Annotated in this window: 18 protein-coding genes; 9 read left to right on the forward strand and 9 right to left on the reverse strand. The window is 66.1% G+C overall.

The genetic code is table 11. The annotated features are described in order from the left end of the window. Positions 1 to 427 precede the first annotated feature (427 nt). The gene (locus LR394_RS34980) at positions 428 to 5,134 is read right to left on the reverse strand and encodes an RHS repeat-associated core domain-containing protein (protein WP_231448968.1); all 4,707 of its coding nucleotides are present in this window, start codon (positions 5,132 to 5,134) and stop codon (positions 428 to 430) included. Between the two features lie 1,286 nt (positions 5,135 to 6,420). Between LR394_RS34980 and LR394_RS34985 the strand changes: the two genes are divergently transcribed. The 9 genes from LR394_RS34985 (at position 6,421) to LR394_RS35025 (ending at position 15,874) form a co-directional block, all read left to right on the forward strand. Beyond that, positions 6,421 to 7,125 (forward strand): hypothetical protein, encoded by a 705-nt coding sequence (locus LR394_RS34985; protein WP_231448969.1) that lies wholly within the window; start codon positions 6,421 to 6,423, stop codon positions 7,123 to 7,125. Between the two features lie 344 nt (positions 7,126 to 7,469). Further along, a complete protein-coding gene (locus tag LR394_RS34990; RefSeq protein ID WP_231448970.1) occupies positions 7,470 to 8,087 on the forward strand; it encodes an SAF domain-containing protein in 618 nt (205 codons plus the stop codon). Positions 8,088 to 8,155: 68 nt separating this feature from the next. Continuing rightward, positions 8,156 to 10,192, forward strand: a complete 2,037-nt coding sequence (locus LR394_RS34995) for a CpaF family protein (RefSeq protein WP_231448971.1) — start codon at positions 8,156 to 8,158, stop codon at positions 10,190 to 10,192. Then, complete coding sequence (locus tag LR394_RS35000) at positions 10,156 to 11,160, forward strand: type II secretion system F family protein (RefSeq protein WP_231448972.1); 1,005 nt, start codon at positions 10,156 to 10,158, stop codon at positions 11,158 to 11,160. The genes LR394_RS34995 and LR394_RS35000 overlap by 37 nt, the downstream gene beginning before the upstream one ends. A gap of 194 nt (positions 11,161 to 11,354) precedes the next feature. Next, positions 11,355 to 12,035 (forward strand): hypothetical protein, encoded by a 681-nt coding sequence (locus LR394_RS35005; protein ID WP_231448973.1) that lies wholly within the window; start codon positions 11,355 to 11,357, stop codon positions 12,033 to 12,035. Beyond that, positions 12,032 to 12,424 carry a TadE/TadG family type IV pilus assembly protein gene (locus tag LR394_RS35010; RefSeq protein ID WP_231448974.1) on the forward strand — a complete coding sequence of 131 codons (393 nt, stop codon included), beginning with the start codon at positions 12,032 to 12,034 and terminating at the stop codon, positions 12,422 to 12,424. Before LR394_RS35005 ends, LR394_RS35010 begins: the two co-directional genes overlap by 4 nt. Further along, positions 12,421 to 12,864 carry a hypothetical protein gene (locus LR394_RS35015; RefSeq protein WP_231448975.1) on the forward strand — a complete coding sequence of 148 codons (444 nt, stop codon included), beginning with the start codon at positions 12,421 to 12,423 and terminating at the stop codon, positions 12,862 to 12,864. The genes LR394_RS35010 and LR394_RS35015 overlap by 4 nt, the downstream gene beginning before the upstream one ends. Then, positions 12,861 to 13,370: a hypothetical protein gene (locus tag LR394_RS35020; protein WP_231448976.1), complete on the forward strand. Its 510-nt coding sequence runs from the start codon at positions 12,861 to 12,863 to the stop codon at positions 13,368 to 13,370. Before LR394_RS35015 ends, LR394_RS35020 begins: the two co-directional genes overlap by 4 nt. Then, positions 13,367 to 15,874: a hypothetical protein gene (locus tag LR394_RS35025; protein ID WP_231449059.1), complete on the forward strand. Its 2,508-nt coding sequence runs from the start codon at positions 13,367 to 13,369 to the stop codon at positions 15,872 to 15,874. Before LR394_RS35020 ends, LR394_RS35025 begins: the two co-directional genes overlap by 4 nt. Before the next feature lie 449 nt (positions 15,875 to 16,323). Here the strand turns inward: LR394_RS35025 and LR394_RS35030 are convergent, their stop codons facing one another. The 8 genes from LR394_RS35030 to LR394_RS35075 form a co-directional block, all read right to left on the reverse strand. Then, a complete protein-coding gene (locus LR394_RS35030) occupies positions 16,324 to 17,115 on the reverse strand; it encodes an AbiTii domain-containing protein (RefSeq protein ID WP_231448977.1) in 792 nt (263 codons plus the stop codon). 388 nt (positions 17,116 to 17,503) lie between these two features. Further along, on the reverse strand, positions 17,504 to 18,076 hold the full coding sequence (locus tag LR394_RS35035; protein ID WP_231448978.1) for a hypothetical protein: 573 nt from the start codon (positions 18,074 to 18,076) through the stop codon (positions 17,504 to 17,506). A 7-nt stretch (positions 18,077 to 18,083) separates the two neighbouring features. Then, positions 18,084 to 19,037 carry an NAD-dependent epimerase/dehydratase family protein gene (locus LR394_RS35040; protein ID WP_231448979.1) on the reverse strand — a complete coding sequence of 318 codons (954 nt, stop codon included), beginning with the start codon at positions 19,035 to 19,037 and terminating at the stop codon, positions 18,084 to 18,086. A 63-nt stretch (positions 19,038 to 19,100) separates the two neighbouring features. Further along, complete coding sequence (locus tag LR394_RS35045) at positions 19,101 to 20,621, reverse strand: GMC oxidoreductase (protein ID WP_231448980.1); 1,521 nt, start codon at positions 20,619 to 20,621, stop codon at positions 19,101 to 19,103. 64 nt (positions 20,622 to 20,685) lie between these two features. Then, positions 20,686 to 22,752 (reverse strand): D-glycero-beta-D-manno-heptose 1-phosphate adenylyltransferase, encoded by a 2,067-nt coding sequence (gene rfaE2 / locus LR394_RS35050; protein ID WP_269330292.1) that lies wholly within the window; start codon positions 22,750 to 22,752, stop codon positions 20,686 to 20,688. Positions 22,753 to 22,807: 55 nt separating this feature from the next. Next, complete coding sequence (locus tag LR394_RS35065; protein ID WP_231448981.1) at positions 22,808 to 23,659, reverse strand: sulfotransferase family protein; 852 nt, start codon at positions 23,657 to 23,659, stop codon at positions 22,808 to 22,810. 51 nt (positions 23,660 to 23,710) lie between these two features. Then, on the reverse strand, positions 23,711 to 24,346 hold the full coding sequence (locus LR394_RS35070; RefSeq protein WP_231448982.1) for a hypothetical protein: 636 nt from the start codon (positions 24,344 to 24,346) through the stop codon (positions 23,711 to 23,713). Positions 24,347 to 24,456: 110 nt separating this feature from the next. Further along, entirely contained in the window at positions 24,457 to 25,542 is a 1,086-nt protein-coding gene (locus tag LR394_RS35075) for a phosphotransferase (protein ID WP_231448983.1), read from the reverse strand.

The raw sequence follows: 25,542 nt of genomic DNA on the forward strand, positions 1-25,542 counted from the left end.
AGCAAGGAGAAGGCGGTGTCAACCGGTGGTAGCAACGGTTGACACCACCGACAAGCTCGCCGAATCAGCTCGACGGGGCCGTAACCAAATTTCTTGGTTACGGCCCCGTCGCCCACTTCATGTCATGCATTGCCGGGAGGTGACTCGTGTAGCCTGTCCGCAGCCAAAGGCTCGAAGGCCAACACGGCCCTCAAGCGCTTGCCCGATGCATGAACAGGCCTCGGCCTCAGGTCTTCTTATCGGCTCAGCAGCAACGCAAGCGACATGGAGCTTGTCGAGGCCACGATGAGGGCCAATGAAACTGTCAGTCGCCTCCTGAAACTTTGTGGGCGGGCATCAATCGTGCGGACACTGCGCCATATGATTGCGATCGCCATTAAATTGATCGCCGTGCCTGCGCAAAAGATGAGGAACGTCAGGCTCTCTTTCAGCAAAACAACCACGCCGCCCCGGCCGAGAAGCCCGCCGTAGCGCCCGCAACGCCCGACCCGACACCGATCACTGCCGCAACAATTGGGTTGATAAGTGCAACACCCGCAGCGAGGCTGGCGGAGACTCCTGTCAATACCGTTGCCCTTGCCGCCGTTAGGTTCAACGAGGCACAGGTAGACGATCCGAAAAGCGCGCCCGTGGGGTCGTTGTAAGTGGTTGGGCAGCCATTGGAGTAGAGATAAGAGTGTTGTTCTTGCTGAGTTGGGTCGTGTTGTGTGAAGCGGCCGTGAGTAGGGTCGTAGTAGCGAATGTCGAGTTTGGCGAGACCGGTGGTGGTGTCGGTGTAGCCCTCGCCGTACTGGTAGGGCTGGTTCAGCGGTCCAGTCGAAGAGGTGGTGTCCCCGTACGCGGAGTAGGTGTAGGCAGCCTTAGCGGCGGAATCGGTAGCGGTGACCATGGCGCGCACGTTGTTCAGGTTATCGGTGAATGAGTAGTACGCGCTCGCCGACTTGGCGTCGGTGCCGATGCGGATGGCCAGGAGACTGCCTTCGGGGTCGCGGACGGTCCAGGTGGTTTCGTTGCCGGTCTTGGACCAGGCCGGTGCGGGTGACAACGGTGAAGACATGAACGACGTAGTGCCGGAGGTGAGGCGGTCGCCGTTGCCGGTTCCGGTGTAGGTCTGGTCGATCTTCGATCCGGCGGCGGGGGTGAAGCTGGAAGCTTGGTCTCGATCGTTGTAGGTCGTCGAACGCCCGGTCTCGGATTTGGCCGAGGTTTCGTTGCCGTTGCCGTCGTAAGAGAACCCCGTACCGGTGATCGGTTGGCCTGTAGGGGTTTTACCGGTGGCGTTGGTGAGTTGGTTGGCGGTGTTGTAGGTGTAGGTCGCGGTGGGGTTGGCTGTGGAGCAGGTGGCCTTGTCGGTCAGGTAGTACTTGGTGCGGTTGCCAGCCTTGTCGTAGCAGAACGCTTCGTAGTAGCTGGCTGCGCCGCCGCTGGTGGGGGTGGTGGAGGCGATGGTGAGGCGGTCCTGGTTGTCGTGGGTGTAGGTGGTCTTTTCCTTGGTGAGGGCGTCGGTGACGCTGGTGACGAGGTGGCTGTCGCTGGAGCCCTGGGTGTGGGTGTAGGTCAGGTCGAGGTGGGGTTCTTCGGTGGCGGTTCCGGCGCCGGCTGTGGCAATGATGCGCTGGATGCGGCCGGCGTCGTCGCGTTCGGTGGTCTGGACGCTGGTGCCGCCGGGGTATTTGGTGCCGGTGCGGCGTCCGTCGTCGTCGACGCGGAAGGTGATGCATTTGCCTGCCGCGTCGCCGGGGTTGGCGTAGGTGCGGCCTGCGCAGGTGCCGCCGGGCATGGTGACGGAGGTGAGGTGGTCGGCTTTGTTGTAGGTGTAGGTGACGTCGCCGCCGGAGTCGCTGTAGCGGGTGAGGTTGGAGGCCTTGTCGTAGCCCATGCTGGAGTTGCGGTCGTCCCAGTTGTTGGTGGCGCTGAGGCGTCCGAGGTCGTCGCGGTCGTAGTTGGTCCAGCGGATGCGGGGGCCGTCGTTGGGTCCGTACTCGGTCAGGGATCGTAGCCAGCCGTTGCTCTTGTTCTCGTCGCCGTACCAGTTGGATTCGACGGAGCGGTCGGCGTGCTGGGTGTAGGTCAGGCGGTCGAGTTTGTCGTAGCCGTAGTAGGTGTGGTGGCCGTTGCCGTCGGTGAGGGTCTGCAGGCGCGAGAGACCGTCGTAGGTGTAGGTCTGCTCCTTCAGCGACCCACCGGCGGGTGGGATCATCTTGGCCAGTTCGCCTTTGGTGTTGTACTGGTAGGCGGTGCGGTGCCCGCCGGTGGTCGCGCGGGAGTCACCCTTTGTGTATTCGGGGTCGCGGACCTCGCACAGCACGCCCTTTTTCGTGTCGGCGCTGTTGTTCGGGCCGCAGTGCACCGTGCCGCCGTAGGCGGGGTCGGTGTCACCGTGGTAGATCCTGACGGTCGTGGAGCCGTCGGCTTTCTTGGCCTCGGACTGATTGCCGTCGGCGTTGTACTTGTAGGTGGTGACGTTGTTCCGGGAGTCCTTCTCGCTGACGATGTTGTAGGTCTGCGCTCCCTGGCCCCATTCGAGGTTCACCCCGGCCCCGGTCGGGATCTTGGTGGAGGTCATCCGGTAGGTGTCACCGGACTCGGTGGCCTCGTACTGCGCGGTGCTGGTCTGAGCGCCACCTCCGGAGGCGGACGTGGCACCGGTGCTGGTCGCGACGTCGTCGTTGGGCGAGTAGGTCTTCGAGGTCGATTTGCCCAGGGCGTTGGTGGCCTTGGAGGTGCGTCCGCGTCCGTCGCTGGTGTATTCGGTGGCGTTGCCGTTGGGATCGGTGACCTTCGTCTTGGTCGCCGGGGCCCCGGTGGCGTTGCGCTCGAACTCGCTGTACTCGAATGTCCAGACCGAGTCCCCGCCGCTGGTGTTCTTGCGGCGTAGTTCGGTGATCCGGCCGCGGGCGTCGTAGGCCATTTCGGTGCGCAGGTTCGCCGGCGTGACGACCGCGGTGACCCGGTGGTCGGCGTCGTACTCGTACGTCACGGTGCCGCCGGCGGCGTCGGTGTAGGTGCGCAGGTCGTTGCCGACGACGTCGTACAGCACCTGCCGTCCGGAGTCGTCGGTCTTGAACGAGTCGTAGTACCCGTCGTAGTTCGTGACTGTGAGTTCACGGCCGCGGGTGTCGGTGACCGAGCGGAGCATCAGCGTGTTGTCGATCTTCGAGCGGACGCTGGTGTCGTAGTTGAAGGTGATCTTGTTGCCGTTGCGGTCGGCGATCGTGTCGAGGCCCCAGACTTGGTCCTCGGTGGTGCCGATGTTCCTGAACCGTTCCACGGTCTGGGACTGGCGGTCGGTCAGGGTGTAGGCGCTGTTGTTGTCGACGACGGCCAGGTCCTTGTCCAGGCCCATTGGACGTTTCCAGGTGTTGGAGACCTCCTTGTTACGCAGGTACGTCCACTGCCCACCGGCGCCGTCGCGGTAGAACATGGTCTGCGCGTTACCGGTGGTTCCCCCGTAGTAGGGGAAGATCCGGGTTCCGGTCAGGGAGTTCGTCCACCCGTACCCCAGCACGTTGGTGAAGCTGGTGTTCAGCGACTGTGACGTGTGGGCGACGTTCAGGTCGACACCGGCGCCGGCGATGGAGAGTTCGCGGGTGGTGACGGCCGCGTTACCGGTCGCGGGATTGACCGAGACGCTGGTGCGGTCGGACAGTTCCTCGGTGACGACGGCCGTGTTGCCCTTACGCACGCCAGTGCGGTGCTCCCATTCCACATACATGGAGGGCACCTTCGTGCCGGTGGCGTAGGCCGAACCGAAGCGCAGCAGCCCACCGACGTCCGGCGTGCCCGCAGCGGCGGCACGCTTCTGCAGGAGGAATCCGTGGTGGGGGATGGTTCCTTCGGTCCAGTCCTGGACCAGGCGCGTGACTTCGAGGTACTGCTGCTGCCCGTTCGGGGTCAGGGTCTTGCGCTCGTACACCGTCCCGGTCCCGGCGCCCGGGCCGGTGGCGCCGACGCCCTTCCACGTGGTGGTCCCGGCGCGGTTGGTCCAGGTCGGGGAGTTCTTCTCGGTCACGGTGAACTCTTCGGGGACCGCGCGCACGTCCACGCTGCTGGCCGGGGGCTTGACCTCACCGGCGTTGGGGGCCAGCGGGGTCAGGTTCAGCCGGGCCATGGAGATCTGCGCGTCGGCCGGGATCACGTCCAGCAGTTGGTCGAAGCGGATCAGCGCCCGCCGCTGGTTGCTGCTCTCGGCCGTCCATTGGGTCAGGATCTCGTCCCCGACACACAACGGGCCCTCGGCCTGGTCACGGTTGGACTGCAGGGTGCACGTTGTCATCGGCGCCCCGACCCCGATGCTGGGGTCGATCACGACCGGCCAGCGCCGCTCTTCGGCGGCCAGCCATTCCCGGTCCGGGGTCAGCGTCAGCGTCCACGCACCCGTCTCGGCCTTCTGGACCAGGGTGGTGACCTGGGTGGAGGGCTCGCCCGCGTTGTCCTTCATGATCGGGCGGGGGATCTCGAACGCGACCTTGCCCTCGGCATCCAGGACGTCGACGGCACCGAAGTCCTTGACCTTCAGATCCATGCCCGGGCCGGTCTTCACGGTGAAGCTGAGCGATCCACCCGGCAGCGCATCCAGATCGGCCAGGGACGCCACCGTCGCGGTCTCCTTGACCGCATCACCCAACGCCGCATACGCCACATCCACACCCGGCAGGGCCTGCGCGTACGTGACCTCGGTGTCCTTCACCGTGCCCGGCGTGTCCGCAACCTCCGGAGGCTCAGCAGACGAGCCGCGCCTGGCATCGCCGGCATCGAGCTCCTTGAGCGGGGTCTCCTGAGGCGCCAGTTCCAGCGACACGAACGAGTCCGCATCACGCGCATCAGCAATGGTCACCGGCTCAGTCAGTGACTTCGGCAGCTCGAGCGAGAACTCGTTCGCCCCGTTGGTCCAGCCACCACCCTTGCCGGCCGGATCAGCCTTCAGAGTGTTGTCGATCGGCTGCCACTCACCCTCGGCATCCTTGAAATTCAGCGGCGAGGCCGACAGTTCCGTCACCAGGGTGCCGGTGTCCGGATCGGTGAACGTCCGCGACATCCGCGTCCGCTCGTCCTGCAGTTCCTGCCGCTCCAGCGGCGGTTTCGCCGCTGCCAGAGCCTTGGCCTTGAGCTTGGCCTCCTCGGCCGCACTCATCGGCTCATACGACGTCGGCGGAGCCTCAGGGGCACGCTCACCCGCCTCACCCCCGACGGCCGGGACCACGGGCGCAGCCATCGCTGAACCAGACGGCAGCACACTGACCACCAGCACAGCTGTCAGCACGCCCGCACCGATCGAACACCTCCTCCCACGTCTGGAAAACCACGAAGGCGCAGGTAAAAGGGCATGACGCAGCGACGCAAACATGCGCAAAGGAAGAACCCCTCAGGGTCGAGTCACCACACAGCAGTGACACAGGAATGTGACAGCTGTGAGCCTGCCATCACTCACCGCACGCGAACCAGAAACGGACATACCGAATAGATCACACGTTCAAATTCACGATCGTGACTTTGGTGCCGACCTCGAGTTGCGCAATTTTCAAGATCATATAGTGCAACGGGTCAACGAGGTCGTCGCCGGACCTATGGGCGCGGCAACAACATCGTCAGCGTGGTACGCCTGCCGATGGCGACACGAAGCCAGCCAGCTGGGACGTCAACGCCACGACGCGCAGCGTTCGGGCCCTCCGGATCGCCCCAGCCAGTCGGGTGCGGTGGCCTCCATTCCCAGAGGCGACGGGCGGCGTCGAGGAAGACTTCGCCGATCTCGCGGGCTTGGGCGGCGACTATCTCGAATTTCTGGCTCAGCGTGATTGGCTTCACGACATTGCGCCGAAGTCGGTCTTCGGGAAATTCCAATGAAAACGAGCGCAATCATCATCTCGCGAAATTCGACTCGTCGTCGACGTCGCACTGGCCCGTGCACGCGATCAGTGGTGTAAGGATGAAACCGCAAGACAGCGAGGTTTTTAGCCGACCTTTAAGCCTCTGGTGGGTGGCTATTTCTGTCCCAGTGGTGCAGCCGTTTAGGGAGACCCATGCAGCCAGGGGCGGGCAGGATTCGGGTCATTTATCTCAGCGGTTAGCGAACGAAGAACTGGTTGGTCCGAATCGATTCAGATTTTATGAGCATGACCGAAGTTCTCTCCATGTAGGAGGTTGCGGATAGAGGCGTCCTCCGGTCGGCGTCGCATCGTCCGTCGCTACCGGCGCCCGCCGGCCAGGGCCGATTCTGAGTCTCCAGCCCCGACTCGGGGCGTCTGCAGAGCTGCAGGTCAGAGGAACAATAGAACATCGAATAGAACGTCCCCGTGGTGCCCTGGGTGCACAGATCGTTCGTCCACCACGTCAGGGGACCTCATGCTGCATCGGAATTCGCCCGTTCGCCGCCATCGCGCTCGTGCCGGCCGTACGCCACGACGGCGGATAGTGGCTCTCGTGATCGGGGTCGGCGGCATTCTCGGAGTCTTGATCGTGGGCTTGGTGCTCTCCCTGATTTCAGTCTTCGACGACGCTGGGATGGGCGCTCGCGAGCACGGAATGCCAATATCGGAATCTGGACAGACATCGGATGCAGAGGTGGGCAGTCCCGAGATATCGATCGGTGCCGGAGACGGAGAATTCCCGTCCAAGGCACCGATTGTTCTGCCGGCCTCCACCGCAATGGGCCCGCACGATGTCGCCACCGGATATCCACAGTCGCCCGAAGGTGCGGTCGCTCAGTTGACCGCAGTCGTTGTTGCGATTCATCAAGGGGAGCACCGGCAGGCAGAAGTTGTTCATCGCACCTGGTCTGTTCCGGGGCTCGTGAAAGGCGATCGGAATGCTCATGGCCAGTCGCTGGGCTCCGTACGTGACCTGCTGGCTCGGGCGTCAACCGGTCGGCCGGACACCTTGATGGCTGCGTTCGCTCGCTCACGTCCGCCCTTCGAGCACGACGTCTGCGTTCTCGCCGCGATGGGTCGTGACCGGTTCGAGGCCGCGGTGCTCCACTGCCGGACGATGGTCTGGACGGATGGGCACTGGGTCATGGGCCGGGTGATCGGGGCCGAGTCCGTCTACGGTGTTCCGCGATCTCTCGCACAGGCGGAGCGGGCAGGGTTCCGCCTCATTCAGGGGGCCGCCGCCCCTGATAGCCGATGACCGGCCACGTCGTTCACCAATGAGTCAAAACCCGTCCCTTATGGGCAAAACGTCTTGACACACATTGGTGGCGGACAGTAGTCAAGTGACTGCGCAAAAGCTGGACGTGTCAATGCGGCGGGGGAGAGCCGGCAGCGAGCGGATGGTGATCTCGCCTGTGGGTGCGACCAGAGCACTGCCGCCGGCCTGCTGGCGGGTGGTGTCCAGGTCGATGAGGCCGCTGGGGCTGGGCCGGCGATGCGGAAGGGCCCGGGCGTGACGACGGCTACGAAAAGGGATTCGGTGGAGGTCTTGGAGACGATGGCGGTGGGACGGTCGTGACATCGGGCTCGTTCGGTAGGCCGGTGGAGCGGAGTCAGCCCGAGCCGAAGCGGCAATGGCATCCGCTGCGGCTGGTCTTGTCAATCCTGCTGTGCCTCGCCGTAGCGGTGGTGATCATGGGGATGATGCAGCAGGCCGGCGCGAAGACGGCGGTTCTGGTTCTGGCACGCCAGGTTCCGGAGTCGGCGGTGATCACTCGCGACGATCTGACGGCTGTGTCGATCGCTGGGGACATCACGGCGTTGGGGGCGGAGAGCGTGGATCAGGTGGTTGGGCAGCGGGCGGCGCATCATCTGAATGCCGGTGCGGTGCTTCAGGCAGAGTCGTTGCTCCCGGCTGACTTCAGCGACGGTAGCCAGGCGAGCGTCGGGATCGCGGTGCCGATGACTCTGGCCCCGGACGGTCTGAAGGCCGGCGACAAGGTGCGGGTGCTTCAGGTGCCGGACTCGTCGGGAACCGCGAGCGGCGTGAGTGACGATGCGGCGCAGGTCTTGGCGGATGATGCGCTGATCACGGTCGTGAACGGCTCTGATTCGAGTTCGGACGAGCTGGTCCTGACCCTACGGGTGCGCACGGAAGCCACGGGGCCGTTGCTGGTGGCGAGTAGCCGAGGGCAGGTGGGGCTGGTTCAGCTCGGATGAGGGCGTAACGGATGTGAGGGCAGCGGCTTTGCGGAGCTGATGGGTAGCGGTCGGTCGAGGAGTGGGCGATGGCAGCACGGGGGACGAGTCTCGAGCCGGTGCGGTTCGAGGTGGTGCGCAGGATTCAGGCGCAGGTCGCGGAGAAGCTGACGGCTCAGATGCGGGAGCGCTCGAGCGAGGGGCGACCGGTTCTGGGGTACACGGACGAGCAGCGGCTGGCGCAGTCGCTGATTGTCGAGACGGTCAATGGGCTGGTGGCAGGGCTGTCCACCAAGCAGCAGCCGGTGCCGGCCGGAGCGAAGGACGGGCGGCTGGCCGCGGCGGTCGAGGCGTCGATGTTCGGGACCGGGCCGTTGCAGCCGCTGCTGAACGATCCTGACCTCGAGAACCTTGACGTGAACGGCTATGACCAGGTGTGGGCGAGGTACGCGGGTCGTGGGCGGGTGCGGTTGCCGGCGTTCGTCGATTCGGACGCGGAACTCGTGGACGTCTTTCGGGCCTTGGCGGCGCATGCCGGGAACATGGCAAGGCCGTGGTCGAGCGTGCACCCGGAGCTGGATCTGGGCCTGCCGGGCGGGGTGAGGGTATCGGGGCTCCTGGCGGCTTCGACGCGTCCGCAGATTTCGATCCGGCGGGACCGGCTGGGGCCACAGGCTTTTCTGGATGAGCCGCCACGTCGGTATCCGGATGCGATCTCGCTGGTGGATCTGCAGACCATGGATCGTCAGTGTGCGCTGTTCCTGGCGGCGGCGGTGCGGGCCCGGGCCAACATCGTGGTGGCCGGTGCGGTGAACGCCGGGAAGACGACTCTGCTGCGGGCCATGGCGAACGAGATCCCGGCGCAGGAGCGGCTGGTGACGATCGAGCAGGCTCTGGAACTGCGGCTGGGACGGGATGCGTCGCTGCACGAGGACGTCGTCGAGTTGGAGACGGTGCTGCCGTCGGCCGAGGGCAGCGGTGGCCTGGACGGCGCGGACCTGGTGCGACGCAGCAAGCGGATGAATCCTGAACGGCTGATCTACGGCGAGGTGTTGGCCGGTCCTGAGGCGCGGGCCATGCTTGAGGCAATGCTGCAGGGTGGGGACGGGTCGATGTCCACCATCCATTCGCGCGACGCCTACGGGGCGATTGCCCGCCTGATCATTGGCCTGGGGTCGCTGCGCGAGCCGGTACAGCCGGCCACCGCTGCAGCGCTGATCGGCCAGGCTGTCGACTTCGTCGTCTACGTGCGCAAAGCCGCCAACGGACGTCGCGTGGTCAGCGAGATTCTCGAGGTGTCGGGTCACCAGGGGGAGACGGTCTCCTGCGCCACGATCTTCGCCATGGATGGTTCTACGGCGGCCGATGGTAACGCCTCATCGTCCGTGGCTCGTCGCGAGCGGCGTATTCCGTTGCGGCGGGCGGAGTTGCTGGCAAGCCATGGGTATACGGACGAGGCGGGGGAGCGTCTGAATGCTGAGTCTCCTCGTGGGCGGAAGCGTTCTACCGTGAGTGCCGCGGTGGTTGATCCAGTTCCACGGAGCCAGCCGGGTGGGTCGGGTCGGCGCCGGGCCAGCGAGGCCACCGGTGGCCGAGGGACTCGTTCGCGCAGCGGTTCGGCACCGATGTCTCCGTACGCGGGGGCGGAAGTTGAGGCGCGGGTCGGTCCGGCGGATCCGGTGGCGATTCCGGCGCTGCAGCTGGAAGACGTTGTGGAGAGCACGCCCCCACCGGTCGGGCACGAGCAGGTTCACTTGCCAGAGGACGGCCGTGGCGTGGAGGCGCCGTTGGCTCACCGTCATCCGACCGAACCTTTGACTCCTTCCCACCTTCCGACCATCGAGGAGCCTCGGTTCGTTAGGCCGTCTCGTCACCGAGAGCCCATCATCGATATGGGAGCCCGCCGCAACCGTCCTCCATCAAAGGACGAGGACGACGGCGGCCTGTTTCCGGCAGAACGTCAGGCCGAGGTATCGCCTCATGGTTTCGGGCGAGACGAGGTATCGGACGTGGGGGAGAACGTGAGCAGAGCACCCCGGTATCCGCTGTCGGATGAGGAACGAGCCCGCCTGCTGGCCGCTGAGCCGGAGTGGAAGAAGATCGGATTGCCGAGGACCGCGAAGTGACGCTCGGGTGGATGTTCCTGCTCAGCTTCCTGGTGGCGGTCGCGGCCGTGACCGCGCTCTACATGCTGGTCCTGGAATTACGCGGGGAAGTGAGACCGGTTTCGCCGCAGGAGGATCAGAAGGGACGGACGTCGTCGGGTGCGGTTGGTCGTCTGGCTCGGATTCCGGTCGGCTGGTGGGCGCGGATCGCTCTGGCGTTCGCGGTCGCGGGTTTGGTGGCCTGGGTGACCCGCTGGCCGGTGGCGGTTGGGGCGTGCGCGGTGATGGTGCTGTCCTGGCCTGCTTTCACCGCGGGCCGGCGGGCCGAGCGTCAGGAGATCGAGGTTCTGGAGGCCGTGGTCGTGTGGACGCAGGGGCTGCGGGACACGGTCTCGGGAGGGGCGAGCCTGGAGCAGGCGATCGGGGTGAGCGTGGATCAGGCGCCTCCCGCTTTGCAGGAAGGGCTGGATCGCGTGCGGGGCCGGCTGATGGTGCGGGAGCCGCTGGATGCTGCGCTGGCTCCGTTGCAGGATGTTCCTGGCGCCGATTTCGTCACTGCCGCGTTGACTTTGGCTGCGCGCAGGCGAGGTGATCGGCTGCCGGATGTGCTGTCCGGGATAGTGGACACCTGCAGTCAGGAGGTCGCTCAGCGGCGCCAGATTCTGGCTGCCCGGGCCGGGATTCATCGCAGCGTCCAGATCATTATCGGAGTCACCCTGGCCATCCTGACCTGGATGGCGACGGTAGGTGCCGCTTACATGGCTCCTTACGACAGCGCGAGCGGCCAGGGCGTTCTTGCCCTGGCGATAGGTGTCATTGCGATCGGGTTCTTCTGGCTGGCCCGTCTGGATACGACGGTGAGCGGGCCGCGGTTCTTCACCCCTTCTTTGAGCTCTGGTGAGACACGAATCGTCACTGGATTGGCTCGTCCTCAAGTTCTGGATCTGGCATCTGGCGGTCGTCGGCGGGAGGAGCCGTCGTGGGGCTGATCCTCGTTGCTCTGGTCGGTGGGCTGGCGGCGGTGTTCCTGGCGAACTCGCTTTGGCCACCTCGGCGGATACCGCCTGCCAAAAACGTTTCACGGAAGGGCATGTCAGTCCGGTGGGGCGAGGGTGCTGCGGGTGCCATGGACAGGTATCGGTCGGTGTCGGCTCCGGTGGGGCGATGGGCTGTCGGGCGGGGGATGAGCCTGCGGCTGCCGTCGGCTGATCTGGTGATTACGGGGCGGGATCCGGAAGCGGTTCTCTCGGCCAAGATCATCGGTGCCACTGCGGTTGCCCTTGTCGTGGCGGCGGCCGGCGTTCCGCTGAATCGTGCGGGCCTGCTTCCGGTGCTCTTCGTGCTGATCGCGCTCGTGCTGGTGGGCGCGGCGGCGTATCTGCTGCCTGATGTGCTCGTGCGCCGGCAGGCCCGGGCTCGGCGGGAGGAGTTCATTCAGGCACTGCCGGTCTGGTGCGATCTCGTGGCCCTGGAGATGGCTGGCGCGGCCGCCCCTCAGGAGGCACTGGTGACGGCAGCCGAGGCCGGGACGACCTGGCCGATGCATGCGCTGCGCGACACACTGCACCGGGCTGTGCTGGCGCGGGAAGGACATTGGCAGGCTCTGACCGATCTGGGCACGCGGATCGGTATCCCGGATCTGGCCGAACTCGGTCGCCTGTCGCAGTTGGTCAGCCATGAGGGTGCGCAGGTGCGGGACACGCTGATCGAGCGGGCGGCGAGTATCCGGCGGCGGGCTCTGGCGGGTTCCCTGGGGCAGGCCGGGCAACGGGACGAGTCCATGCGGTTGGCGGTTCTGGTCGTGGCGGCCGGCGTGATCGGGCTGATGATGTTCCCGGGGGCCATGGCGGTGATGAGCCTATGAGCGAAATCCCGCGCGGGGACGAGGGAGCGAGCACGGTCGAGTTGATGGTCTGGTTTCCCGGACTCATTCTGATCTCGGTCATGGTGCTGCAGGTCTTCAGCTACGTCTGGGCCCGCGAAACCTCCCAGAGCGCAGCTCGGTACGGCGCCCATCACGCACGGGCCTATCAGGGCAGCGATGCGGATGGACGTCGGCAGGCCCTTGCGTACCTGGATGAGGTGGCGGGGAGCCTGGTCGAGGACCCGACCGTCTCGGTGCGGCGTACGGCCACGGAGGTGACCGTCACGATCACGGCCCGTCCACGCCAGATTCCGCTGCCCGCGCTGCGGCTTCGTGACTTCACGGTGCATTCCTCCGGGCCCATCGAGCGCTTTTCCCCGGGGCCATGATGCTGCTGGCGCGCCGGTTGAGGCGGTTGCAGGACGAGGTGGGTTCGCTGAGCGTCGAGATGGTCATCCTCGGCGCGGTCGTCGTGGTGGTGCTGTGCCTGGGGATGGGGGCAGGCACGCTCGTCGTGGCAGACGGGCGCGTGAGCGCGGCCGCGTCAGCCGCAGCTCGGGCCGCCAGCCTCGAATCCAATCCCGGCAACGCTGGTGCGGCCGCTCGGGCGGCGGCCCAGCGAACCCTCGAAGACGCAGGCACAGCGTGCGTCCCGGTGGTGGACCTAAATCTGAGCCAGTTCGGCCCCGGAGGACACGTGGACGTGGAGGTCACCTGCCGAATCGACCTGACCCTGTTCTCCATCGCCGGTTTCGCTCCACGACGGGATCTGACGGCCAGCGCCGGCGCGCCCCTCGAACAACGCCGAACGTTCGGGGGCCGTTCGTGAAGCGGTTTCGACGTCGTCCAGCTGCTCGGGAGTCGGGGCAGGGCAGCATCTTCCTGATCGCGCTGGTCGGGCTGGCCTTCCTGTTCACCGCATTCTTCGTGGACGTCAGCCGGTCCCTGAACGCGCACGGCACCTCGCTGGAAGTCGCCGCCGAGGCCGCCCGGGCCGCCGCGGACCAGATCACCCAGGAGTCTCTGCGCTCCGGGGACCCGTCCGCTCTGCAGATCGATGCGGCAGCAGCTGCCCAGGTGGGGCAGGCCTGGCTCACCGAAGCCGGCGCGACCGGCGAAGTGCGCGTTCAGGAAGGCAACACGGTGGTGGTTGTGACCGCGCGGGTTCCCTGCCAGGCCACTCTGCTCTCGGCGTTCGGATTCACCGACCTGTCGAAGCTAGCCACAGCCAGCGCAACCGTCCTGTACGGGAGCGCCGGCAGCGTCGGTGAGCCCATCGTCCATCGTTCTGGATCTGGACCTGCGGCCGGGGCGGGGACGAGGGAGCAGGCATGAAATCACTGGTCCTGTACGGGCGAGCGCTGGCCGCCGCGGCGTTCCTGGCGGGGATCGTTTTCGGCATCCCCCTGGCACTGGCGTTCGTCGTGGGCGACCCATTGCCCGAGTGGGACGCCCTGCGCGTAGGGGACTTGTCCGACGACGTTCTGCTGCACGTGGCCGCCAGCTTCACCTGGCTGCTGTGGGCTTACGCGCTCATCCTGATTGTTGCCGAGGCGCGGGCTCAAGTGAGCACCCAGCCGCGTCCTTCGCTCCCCGGACAGCAGAGTCTGTTTCAGCCTCTGGTGACGGCGTTACTCCTTACCGCGCCAACGGTCGCGGCGACCGTAGGCGGGTCGATGGCACCCACCCCTCCGGTCCAACCTCTCCCCGGAACCACCGCGGGCGCCCCGACCATGAAACAGCCCGCCACCGTCGTCCATGATTGGCGTCCTGCTCCGGTGGCCCAGCACTCGGAACGGGTAGCGGCTCCCGTGCAAGCCTCTGCTTCATCGCCGGGCGTCCGGGAGGTGTTTTTGCTGGGGATGGGCGCCGGCATGGGACTCAGCCTGATCGCCGCCACCTTCCACACCATCATCCGGCGGCGCCGGCGCATGGCTGCGGCGGGGCGTCGGCCGGGGCACTTGGCGGCCTTGTCTCCACCGGAGGCTGCTGAGGTTGAGCGGGCGCTGCAGGTCGGCGCTCACCTGGCTTCGGACATCCGCCTGCGCCTGGACGTCGTGCTGGCCACGCTCGACGTGGCGCTGGCCGCTCGGGGGTATGCGCCAGCCGCGATCCTGGCTGTGAGGCTGGATCATCAGAGGATCGATCTGGTGTTGGCCAAGGAGACGGTGCAGGGCCTTCCTGCGCCGTGGAGGCGGGATCCGGATACGGGGTTCTGGTCACTGGACGATCCTGGCTTGGATGACCGAGATGCCGCGGATCCAAGTACCTTTGAGCGGTGCTGGTGCTGGATCGGGCACAGCCCCGACGGAACAGGACGGTGGCGGGCCGAGGACGTCTGGCTGCTGAACTTGCAGACCTCGCCACGGATCCGGCTTATTGCCGATACCGATCATGCCCTGAACATTGTTCGGGCCATGACCTTTTCTCTGGACAACTCAGACGGTGCGGGCTTGTCGGTGGCTGTGGACTCCGCAGCTGACGAACTCGCCGACCTGGCGGTTCTCGTTGGCGGGGGTCGTCGGCGCCTGCCGGGTGAACCGGTGACCTTGCGGATCGAGGACACCCTCCGGCCCTCCACCCGGCGGGACCTGTCGGCAGGGGCGACGGTCCTGGTCGTGACCGATGACTTGGAGTCGGTGCAGCCCGATGAAGTCCGGCTGGTGCTGGATGCTTCCGGACGTCTGCACACCAGCTTCACGACCGACCCCATCGCGCCTGCCCGATTCAGCGAGGCCGACCTGCAGCACCTGCGCCCGGCGGTGAGATCCGCGCTGGATCCCCCCACACGCCGGCCACCGGAACAGCCACAACCGCCACTGAGCGTTCAGCGCCCGCCCATCAATGTTCTTGGAATGCCCCTGGACGCGGAGCCTTCCGCTGGCGGCCAGGAAAGCACGGTGCTAGGCGAGCACACTGTCGAAGACCTGACTGCCGTTGCGGGCGTCGAGACGGGCGACATCCCGCATCTGGCTCCCCGGCTGGTCAGTACCCAGCGCCTCAGCTATCAGCAGGACCCAGCACTCGACGAGGAGCTACGACTCCTGGCCGATCCTGACTGTCCCCGTCCCCGGCTACGGATCCTCGGCCCGATCGAGGTCTACGCGTCCGGGCCCGCGCCATCGGGAGGCCAGCGCAAGCCTTGGTGGTGCGAGATCGTCGTCCTGCTGCACGCTCATCCGGCAGGCCTGACGTATGAACGGTTCGTCGATTTGCTCTGGCCTCGTGGCACTTCCCGCAGGACGGCCAGCGCCCTGCCCCGTCAGACCATCAGCGCCGCCCGCAAATGGATGGGGGAGGACCCTGAGACCGGGCAACCCTACCTACCTAACGTCCGCTCGTTGGAGCGGTGGGTGTGCCGGATTGACGGGGTCATCAGCGACGCTGACCTTGCGCGCCGGTTACGGGCCCGGGGCGTGAGCAGGGGAGTGGACGGGCTCCAGGACCTGCAGACGGCGCTGGATCTGGTTACTGGTCCGGTGCTGGAGGGGCGTAGAGCTCGGGGATACCAGTGGCTGATCGAGAATCCGCTGCTCACCGAGCTGGTCCCGATGATTGCCGAGATCGCTCATACGATGGCTGTTCACTGGCTCGCCCGGGGAGAGCCGGGCAAGGCGGAGGCTGCGGCGCTGAAGGCTGACTTGGCCGGCAGCTACGAGGACGTGACGCGGCTGGACCTGATTGCTGCTGCCCGGGCTCAGGGGAACCGGGCGGATGAAGATCGGTGGGTTCAGGTGCTGCTCGATACGCACGGTGGGGAAGTGGAGGAAGATCTGCCGGCGTGGACGCTTGCTCGGCTGGATCGGATTCGGCGGCAGGTTCGGTACACGGCTTCGTGATGGTGTGCCGAGCTTGACTGGCTCGTCGAGCTGGACGAAGGAATTGCCGAGTCCGGAGGGGCCAGCGGCTGTCAACGGTCTCGTAAAACTGGGGGTCAGGGGGTCGCAGGTTCAAATCCTGTCAGCCCGACCATAAAACACCAGGTCAGAGACTCGCAAGGGGCTCTGGCCTGAGGCCAAAACCCCGGCTTGGGAGCAAGTTGGGAGCAGACTCTGCCGAACGAAGGCGGATCTGGGCGTCATAAAGCGGACTGTGACAGTAGTCACAGTCCGCTTTCGCTTGGGTGGCTCTACTCGCTCTGCTGCTCGGGGAATGTCGTTTGAGTGGGGCGGATCGCGGGGGTGGGTCTCGGGGCGGTACGGACCTGGGGAGAGTGTCAGGTATTTGACGCTCCCCCCAGAATCCTCTTCAGCGGCTTGGTCGGCCCATCGAGGTATGCCTTGCTCGTTCACCAGAGCGGGAACTTCAAGCCCTGCACCTGCATAAAGCCAAAGATGGCACCAGCTAGAGCGACAATGCCTGCGGACCAAGGAGCGACGAGCTTCCAGCTCCTGCCATGAGATGCCTCGTCTGGAGCCGCGGGCTGGATGTTGCCGCCGGCCATGTTGTTGGAGATGGTGACGCTGTTCCGCTTGCCGGAGACGATGAATTGAACGGCACGGTCGGCGACTTCCGCGGAAGGAATCTCCGCGCTGCCTGTGAGGGCGCGCATTTCCGCGAGCATGGTGATCAACTTGTTCCGGACCTGATCGAGGACCTCTTCCAGCGCGACAGGGGAGACGCCCCAGTAGATGCGTTCGATGGTGCCGTTGAAGTGTCCTTCGAGATTCATGATCTTCACCAGTTCCGCGCCGCCGGGCGGGGCCAATCGAGCTGACTCGCCGGGTCGGCAATCGGCCACCAACCGCTCGACCGCCCGGATGCCCATGGTGATGGGGACAGCATCCGGGATTGAATCTTGGGCAACGTCGGGAAAGTCGAAGGAGCTGATCTGTTGCCCTTTGATGATGGCGAAATGAGTGGCGGCGTCGATCAACAGAGGAGCGGGTACCCGGCGGTACTCCGGCAGATCTTCGCGGGAGGGGTATCCACTGAGTTCCTTGGAGGCCCAGTCACGGAGTTCTGCTGAACCGGTTTCTCCGCCCAGGGCCACGACTCTGCGCAGGACGTTGCTCAGGGATTTTCGGTGATCCATGATCTCGGCTTGGATCTGCTGAACCAGGTCAGTTCGCTTGAACACGTGGGCACGCTACAACCCGCCACCGACAATCTTGATCGGTTGCTTGGATACTCCGGTAGTTCCGGGTGCTGATCCCGTGAGCGTCGAGACCTTGGCCGGATCGGCACGGGCCGAGGTCGAGTCGGAGAGTGGAGACGCTCGTTTCAGGCGCTCTGGAATGCTCCATCGACATTCATGGGCGGTCAGTCGAAGAGGCCGATGCCCGAAGCAATCCCGAGGTCGTGCCTGGCGTCGTGGAGGTCGTGGAGGTCGTGGTGGATCGGGGTTGCTGAGTGGGTATTGGGCGCCGTCGTCGATGGGCTCCTTGCATGAGGTCTCGTGGGAATGCAGGTATCGCGGGTAGGAGCTGAGAGAAGGGGGCGTAAAATGCCAATAACCCGTTGTGTGCTCAGGCCGGGGCTCGCCTGTTCCACAAGGGCTCGCGAGGGTTGGGGCGCGTGTAGCTGACCTGGATCGTCCGGCCAGGGAAGTAGAAGGAGCTGCGGGCGGAGGCGGATGCTTCGAGGTCGTGGCGTTGGCAGTAGTCCACGATCTCCTGCAGGTTGTTCCAGGACAGGTCGTGTTCGTCCGTCGTTACCAGGCTGAACCGGTCACCGATGCGCCAGTGCCGCTGGCGCTCGCCCAGGCGACCCGTGTGCTGATAGACATCGCACTCGGCGGAGCAGGGCTCGTCGTCCGGCTCCCCGAGACGATCCGGGTGGCTGTGCGGACGAGCGTCGATGCTGATGGGCGCGCCCGGGCCCCCGCTGTTGGCATCCAGAAATGCCTGGAGTCGCGGTTCGGCTACTACGGATGCGAACACCCTCTCCACCGTTTCGGCCCCTTCCTGCTGCAGGAGGGCGGACAACGCCTCGTTCGCGACCTCCTGCGCCGGCGTACTCGGGACCGTCAGGTTCGCTACCAGCCGGACTCGGGCCTGCTTCTTCATCGTTTCCCCCATCGACGAGCCGAACGCCTGCACCAGGCTTTCAGGGTGCCATGGCGAATGCCTTGCAGGTCCTGATGCCGTCTTGGAAGGGGCGTGGCTCCCATCCCAGAAGATGGCGCGCCTTGTCGTGAGGGATCGCGGAGGTGCGCAGCTCTGATCGAAGGGCCTCGTCGATCGGATTTCCAGCGGATCGGTTGATCTTGTCGAGGAGTCGGGTCAGCCAAACGCTCTGGCATCTGGGCCGGTTCGTTCCCGTGAGTGCGTGGTGGGCTAGTGCCCAGTCCCACCAGGTGAGGTGTTCATCGTTGACGAGGTTGAACGTCTGGCCTGCGGCCAGGGGTCGTTCGGCGGCGCTGGTCACGGCGGCGACGAGGTCGTCTTCGTGGACGGGATAGATCCGGCCGCCGCGGCCCAGGACCCGGATCCGGCCACTGCGGGCCCGCTGCAGATATCCGTGGGTCCAGTACTGCGAGTGTGGTCCGTAGACCATGCCGGGTCGCAGGTGGACGTAGGCGTCGCTTCCGGTCTGTTGGAAGCGTTCGGTGATGGCTTGTTCGCCGCGGATCTTGGATTCGGCGTAGGCGTGGTCGGTTGGCAGGTAGGGCTGGTCTTCGGTGAGGATGCGGTGACCGAACTCGCCGTAGGCTTCGATGCTGCTGATGAAGATGAACCGGTCTACCTTGGCCTGGGCTGCGGCCTGAGCGAGCCGGTCGGTGGCCTCAACGTTGACGGCGAAGATGTCTTCCCGGGGCCCGGGTTTCATGAAAGCTGCTGCATGGACGACGGTCTGGCAGTCCTTGACGAGGTGTTGCGGCAGCTCGGAGTCGGTGATGTCGCCGACCGTGACCTGATATCCCTGGTCGAGGAGCGGCTTTGCTTGTTCTTGGGTGCGGACCAGACAGTGGACCGTTTCGGGTCCGCGCTCGCGGGCGAAGCCGCGGGCCACGCATCCGCCGATGAAGCCCGCAGCTCCGGTGACGAGAACGCTCCGCATGTGTCATCTCTCCAGGGTTCTTCAGATGGTTCTGTTGGGGCGTGGTGGGTGAGGTTCGCGTCGTCACGTAGCTGCTGCTCGTCCGGCGGCGATGGCGAGTGCGGCGCTGGTGAGGGTGGAGTTGCAGGTCAGCGCTGTGGGCACGGTGGCATTGCCGACGATGTACAGGTTGCGCTGGCCCCAGAGGCGTCCGGTGGTGTCGCAGACGCTGGTGCCGTCGTTGGTCGTGCCGATGCGGGCGGTGCCGGTGTAGTGCAGGGAGGACCCGGCCGGCGCGACGGGGACCTCGGGCGGGAGCTCGACACTCGAGATGGCAGATGCCACGGCGGCGAGGAGTCTGCGGGCGGTCGCGATCATGGCGTGGTCGACGGCGCTGTGGGCGAAGTGGGCGTGGATACGAGGTAAGCCGACGTGGTCGGTCTCAGTTGGGGAAAACTCGAGGCGGTTGCCTGCGCGGATCTGGGTGGGCGCGTAGGCGGTGATCCGCATGAGATGTCCATCGGGACTGACGGTTTCCATGAGCTGGATGTGGATCGGCTGGGAGGTGCCGCGTGAGGGGATCCAGTAGGCGCCGACGAACGGTTCACCGGGTCGTGGTTCCGGGGTCGGCTGGCCGGTCATGGCGAGCCGGTTGGGGTCGATCGGCACCTGGACGCTCAGGCAGGCGTGCTCGTTGAGGTAACGGCCGAGGGCCGGACCGCCCAGGCCGGAGGCGTACAGCAGTTGCGGTGTGCGCAGGGCGTCGGCTGCCACGATCACTGTTCGGGCGTGGATCTCGCGTTCTGCTCCACCGTTGGTGTTCCGAACGACGGCGCCGGTCGCGCGGTTCTTGGTGGCGAGGATGCGGGTGCATAGGCTGCCGTGCAGGACGCTGACCGGGGTGTCGTGGGCAGGGTTCATTTCGGGAAGCACGTCGAGCGGACTGGTACGTCCGGGCCCCGTCAAGGAGCCGGTGACGCCGGCCATGGGCATGAGTTGTGCTGCGCGTCGCGTGTCCGGGCAAGGCGCGACCTGTTCCAGAGCGGCAAGGATCGCTTTGGTGAAGGGATTGTCGTCGTAGCCGTTGCTGGTGACGCGCAGGTGCCGTTGGGCGGCGCTGAGGTGTTCGTCCCAGACGTCGGGGGTGATGCCGGGGATGAGTTCGGGACCGTCGGGCCAGGGGCACGCGCCGACCCAGTGCACGCCCATGCCACCGACGTTCCACGCCATCACAGCCCCCGGGAACTCGCGCATGTCGTGACCTGCCCAAGCCCCAGGCACCAGCCCCTTCCCTTCGCTGCCAGCTTTGAAGGTCTGAAAGTGTTCTGATGGAGTAGCTTCCGGTGCGGATGCGATGTGCTGGGCTGCGTCCATGAGTTGTTGGTAGGTGGTGTCGAGGCGCTGTGGGTTGGTGCGGATGAGGTGTTCGCCGGGGTGCTCGGTCAGGGGCGGTCCGGCGTCGATCATGGTGACGGTCGAGTTGGGTCGGGTGTCGAGGTATTCGCGGACGGCCACGGCGGCGATCGGGCCGGTTCCGATCACGAGGAGGTCACTGCATTCGTCATGTCCGTTGTTCGGGTCTGGGGTGCTGGTGTTTTCGGGCATGGCGCATTGACCTCCTGGCGTGGGTGATGGCCGCGATTCGCGGCGGGGTGTTCGCGGGCTGTTTTCAGGCGGTGGCGTGTGGTGTGGTGCTGGTGGCGCGGTTGATGATGTGGGTGCTGGAGCGTCCGTCGAGGTAGGTCACGAGAACGATCTGTCCGCCGTGTGATTCGATGGTGGTGCGTTCGGGGAGGTCGCCTGCGGCGTAGTCGCCGCCCTTGACGAACACGTCCGGTCGAAGCAGGTCCAGGATCTGTTCGGGGGTGTCTTCGTCGAAGACGACGACTTCATCGACGCAGCCCAGCGCGCTGAGCACGGCTGCCCGGTCGGCGGCCGTGACGATGGGACGGGGATGGCCTTTGAGCCGGGTGACGGACTCGTCGCTGTTCAGGCAGACCACCAGAAGATCGCCCAGGGCGCGGGCCTGCTGCAGCATCGTGATGTGCCCGCGGTGCAGCAGATCGAAACATCCGCCGGTCGCCACGATCGTTGCGCCTTCGGCCCTACGTCGGGCGACGCGTTGCAGGATGTCGTGCGTCGTATCTGGCGATGAGCATTCCCGTTGCTCGATGGACTGTTTCGCGACGAAGGCTGCGGCCGCCCGGACGGCGTGGGCTGTGGCGGTGGTCGGCAGGACTCCGAGCGCGAGTTGAGTGGCGATGTCGGCGGCGAAGGCATCACCGGCACCACAGGTGTCCACGGCGTTGACGGCAGGCGCCGGGATGACGACTGGTGCGGCACCGCTGGTGCAGACCAGCACGATGCCGTGGCTCCCGCGAGTGACCGCGATGTGCTTGGCCTTCCAGAGTTTCAGGAGTACCTCGCCGGCCCGGGTGTCCGCGGCCAGTGCTGTGATCGGTGGTTGGCCGGACACTCCTGGCGTGGCGAAGTGGTGGGCTTCGCTGCTGTTGGGGGTGACCATGGTGGTGCCGGGGACGGGGGTGCTGCCGCGTGGGTGGGGGTCCCAGATCACGGGAATGTGGGCGGCGAGTTCGCTCAGGAGGTTTCGGGTGTCGGGGTGTGCGGTGATGCCGCGGCCGTAGTCGCTGACCAGGATGGCTGAGGCGTTGCGCAGAGCGGTGCGGGCTGCGCTGGTCAGGGCTGTGGGGGTGGTGGCCGGCGTGGCGCGGTCGAGCATGAGCAGGGTCTGTCCGCTGGAGCGGATCCGGGTCTTGACCGCGGTCGGCGCGTCGGTGCCGAGGTTGATGACCTCGACGCCTGCGCTGCTGAGAAGGCTCAGGAGGTTGGTGCCGGCCTGATCGTCGTTCAGCGCGGTGATCAGGGTGACGGCCTGGTCGTCTCCGGCGTGGTTCGCGGCGAGCAGGGCGGCCAGGCCTGCGCCGCCGGGTGTGTAGTGCTGCCCGGGTGTGCTGACGACGGGGACGGGTGCTTCGGGCGAGATCCGCAGGACAGGGCCCTCCAGGGTCTCGTCCAGCAGGACGTCACCGATGACCACTACCTGGGGCCGAGCAGCGGTCATGGGCTCGCGGCGGATGTCCGCAGTCGTGGGTGGGAGGGTGCCGGGTCGGCGGGTGGTTGTCGTGGTACCAGGGCTTGGCGGGAGATCGTGCCTGGTGAGTTCGGTGTCGATGGTGTCGCACAGGAGGTGGATGGCGACGAGCTGGGCTTCCTGGACGTGCGCAGTGGCGCCGTTGACGGGGATCGCTTGGTCGCTGTGCTCGGTGGTGGGGTTGGGGCCGGGGCCGGTGAGGGCCCAGGTTGTCAGGCCGAGGGCTCGGGCCTGGTGGAGGGCGGTGAGGATGTTGGGGCTGGTGCCGGAGGTGGTCAGGACGAGCAGGACGTCGCCGGGGCGGCCGTGGGCCTGGATCTGGCGGGCGAAGGTCTGTTCGTAGCCGAAGTCGTTGGCCAGGGCGGTGAGCGTGGAGGTGTCGGTATGCAGGGCCAGAGCAGGCAGAGGCGGCCGGTCGGGGTTCTCGCGGCGGTAGCGGCCGAGCAGTTCCGCGCTCAGGTGCTGGGCTTCGGCGGCCGAGCCACCGTTGCCCGCGATCAGCAGACGTCCCTCGTGCGTGAGCAGGTGCGCCAGATGCTGCCCCCAGCTCTGGAGCCGGTTGACGTCAAGGCTGGCCAGTGCCTGGGCGTGTTGGGTGAGGTGAAGCTCAGAACGGGTGGTCATCTGCGCTCCTTAGACAGGGCCAGAAGGACAGAGGAAGTACCGGCGACGTGCCAGGTCAGGTGGTGATTCCGAACTCGTGGCGGGCCTGCTCCCAGAGCTGGACGGTGGCCGGCTCCAGCGGCGCGAGCTCGATGTCTTCGGCGTGCTCGATCCGGCGGACCGGTCCGACCGCGTCCTTCTTCCAGGCGCGTTCGGACGGCTTCATCGCCGCCGCTGCGGCCACACGACGGGGATCGTCCGGAGGCAGGTACGGGACGTCGAGGAAGGCCGCGATCCGCTGGGCCTGGACCTCGGGGGCGTCGACGAAGGATTCGCTGGACACGACGATGTGGCGGGGCTTGCCGTGCTGGGCCAGGGTCGCTTCTATGCAGGCCCGCCACAAGGCCTCATCGTTGGATTGCACGCTCTGGTGGGCGGCCCCGAACATGTCGGGGTTCTGGCGCGTGCGGCGGATCAAGGACGTGATGACGCCGACGGGATCGCGGACGAGGTGAACGAAGTGTGCGTCGGGGATGTCGGCTTCGATCTCGGGGATGGTCAGGACGTTGATCGGGGTTTTCTCCAGCCACCCGGCCGCCCCGGTCTCGGTGGCGAGCAGATCGAGGGCTTCCTCCAGCCGGAAACCGTCCGGTAGGTCGACCCCGGTGACGTCTCGTACGTGATCGCGGACCCGCTTGATTGACGGCGGCCGGGCGTCCTGCCGGGACGTGCCGATTTGGCCGTTCAGGATCACGGTCATCGGGTGGCCCAGGTACCAGTTGGTCGATTTCATCGTGGCCAGATGACAGGACAGGCTCACCACGGTCTGGCTGACCGAGGTCCGCGACCGCGGGCAACCCAGCAGGAACACCCGCCGCGGCCTCCCGCTGCCGTCGGTTGTGGTGACGTTGGTGAAGTTCGCTGTCATGAAACGACTTTCCATGAGAACCGTCAATGGGCAGGCACGTTGAAGAGCCACTCAGTGGGGCCGGAGCTGCTGGATCAGGCTGAGGCCGGACCAGGGCCCGGTGTACGTCAGCGCTTGGGGCTGGGCCAGGAGTTGCTCGGCGAGTTCGGCGTAGCGCCGGTAGGTGGGGCGGTCATCGTCCTCGCCCGGTTCGGCCGGTGGGGCGTTCCAGAACAGGTCCCGGTACATGACCCGGGGCTCGCCCTCGTACTTCGTCATCACCAGGTCCTCGTCGTGGATCAGGAAATCCACGTCCGGCAGATCCACGCCGTTGGCGGTGCAGGCGTCGCCGTCGATGATGATCCGGTCCTCGTCCGGATGCGTGACCGCCAGGTAGGTCAGCAGGTAGTTCAGCGCGCTCCCCGGATCAGCAAGGGAGGCTGCGTCGACGACCTGCAGACGGTGCACCGCGACGCCGTTGCGGGCCCAGACCTTGCTGCGGTCGTTCTCGCGCTCGCCGTCCTGGGTGTGCTCGTACATGGCTTTCACGGAGCCGGTGAGGTCTCCGTCTTTCCAGAGCAGCCAGTCCGGGCTGCGGAACATGTGGGAGAAGGTCTCCGGCGGCGAGTAGTGAAACCACCGTTGTTTCAGTCTGGTCTCGCGTTCCTCGAGGAAAGCGAATCCGGTCTTGCCTTTGAAGGTCTGCACGTCGTTCCCCGTTCTGTCCGCACTAACTGACCTGTCTGGTGACGATCCGGCGTTCTTGTGCACGGGCCGATCGCGTTGCCGGTGACGAGCCTGCCCCATGCCGGTTCGATTTACGGTGGCGCACTTGGGGCCGGAGCAGCGCGAACGTGGGTGCAGTCGTCTTCAGTGTTTCTGCTGGGCTCGCTGGTGAGATGGCTCGTGGGGGTTGGGCTGAGGTAGGTCCAGGGGGCGCCTTGGCCGGGGTTGGTGATCGCGACGGCGCGTATGTGCATCTGCTGTTCCATCTGTGGGTTGTCGCCGGACTGGATCATGGCGACGACGGCACCGGACAGTTCCCGGATCCGGGCGTAGGGGCGAGCCTGGTCCAGGGTGGGGGCGTCCGGTCCGTACCCGGTCAGGAACTCCTGCGCGGCGTGCGGTGGGTAGGCGTAGTGCTGGATGCCCAGGAGCAGGCCGGCCAGGTCCAGGGCCGGGGGCGCGGTGATCGTGCGCTCGAAGTCGATCAGGGCGAGCCCCTGGTGCCCGCGCATGATGTTGGCCGGCTGGTTGTCCCCGTGGACCAGGGTGAACGGGCCGATGGTGGCGGCGCGACGGGCTTCGTCAACGGCGGTATCGAGGGCCGCCTCGAATGAGCGCACCAGCTTGCCCGCTCCGTACAGCGGGTGCCCGGGTGTGGAGGTCAGTTCCCGGGCGCGACGGAGGCGGCTCTGAAAGACGCGGCTGGGTTCGTAGGTCCGGGGGTGGTGCAGGTGTCTTCCGGCCCGGTGCAGCGCCCCGGTCAGGGCACCCCACTGGGCGGCGGTCAGCGGGGTGTGCTCCATCCATGCCCAGAAGCCGACATCGCCATGTCGTGTGCTGACGATCCGGTCGTGCAGCGGAGCCGCGACCGGTGCCCCCAACTCCCAGAGACGACGGACCAGCGTGTGCATCTCCGCCGATGGAGTCAGCGAGTCCTGGTCCCGGGTCACGTGCGCAGCCGCCACGCTGGCACCGTCCGGGAGAGCCTTGATGGGGGGCGACGGTGCAGGCATCTGAGTAGTTGATACGAGGGTCCGGTAGATCCCGGTCCGGCCGAGCGAGACTGCCTCGGTGCCGGCCAGATGCAGGTCCAGGATCTCTGCGGCCTCGGCGACGGCTTGTTCATCGAGGCGGATCCGATCCGCAAGCAGACCCTGCTCGTGACGGGTCCTGGTCAT

Source organism: Kineosporia babensis (assembly GCF_021129305.1).
GTDB classification, from domain to species: domain Bacteria; phylum Actinomycetota; class Actinomycetes; order Actinomycetales; family Kineosporiaceae; genus Kineosporia; species Kineosporia babensis.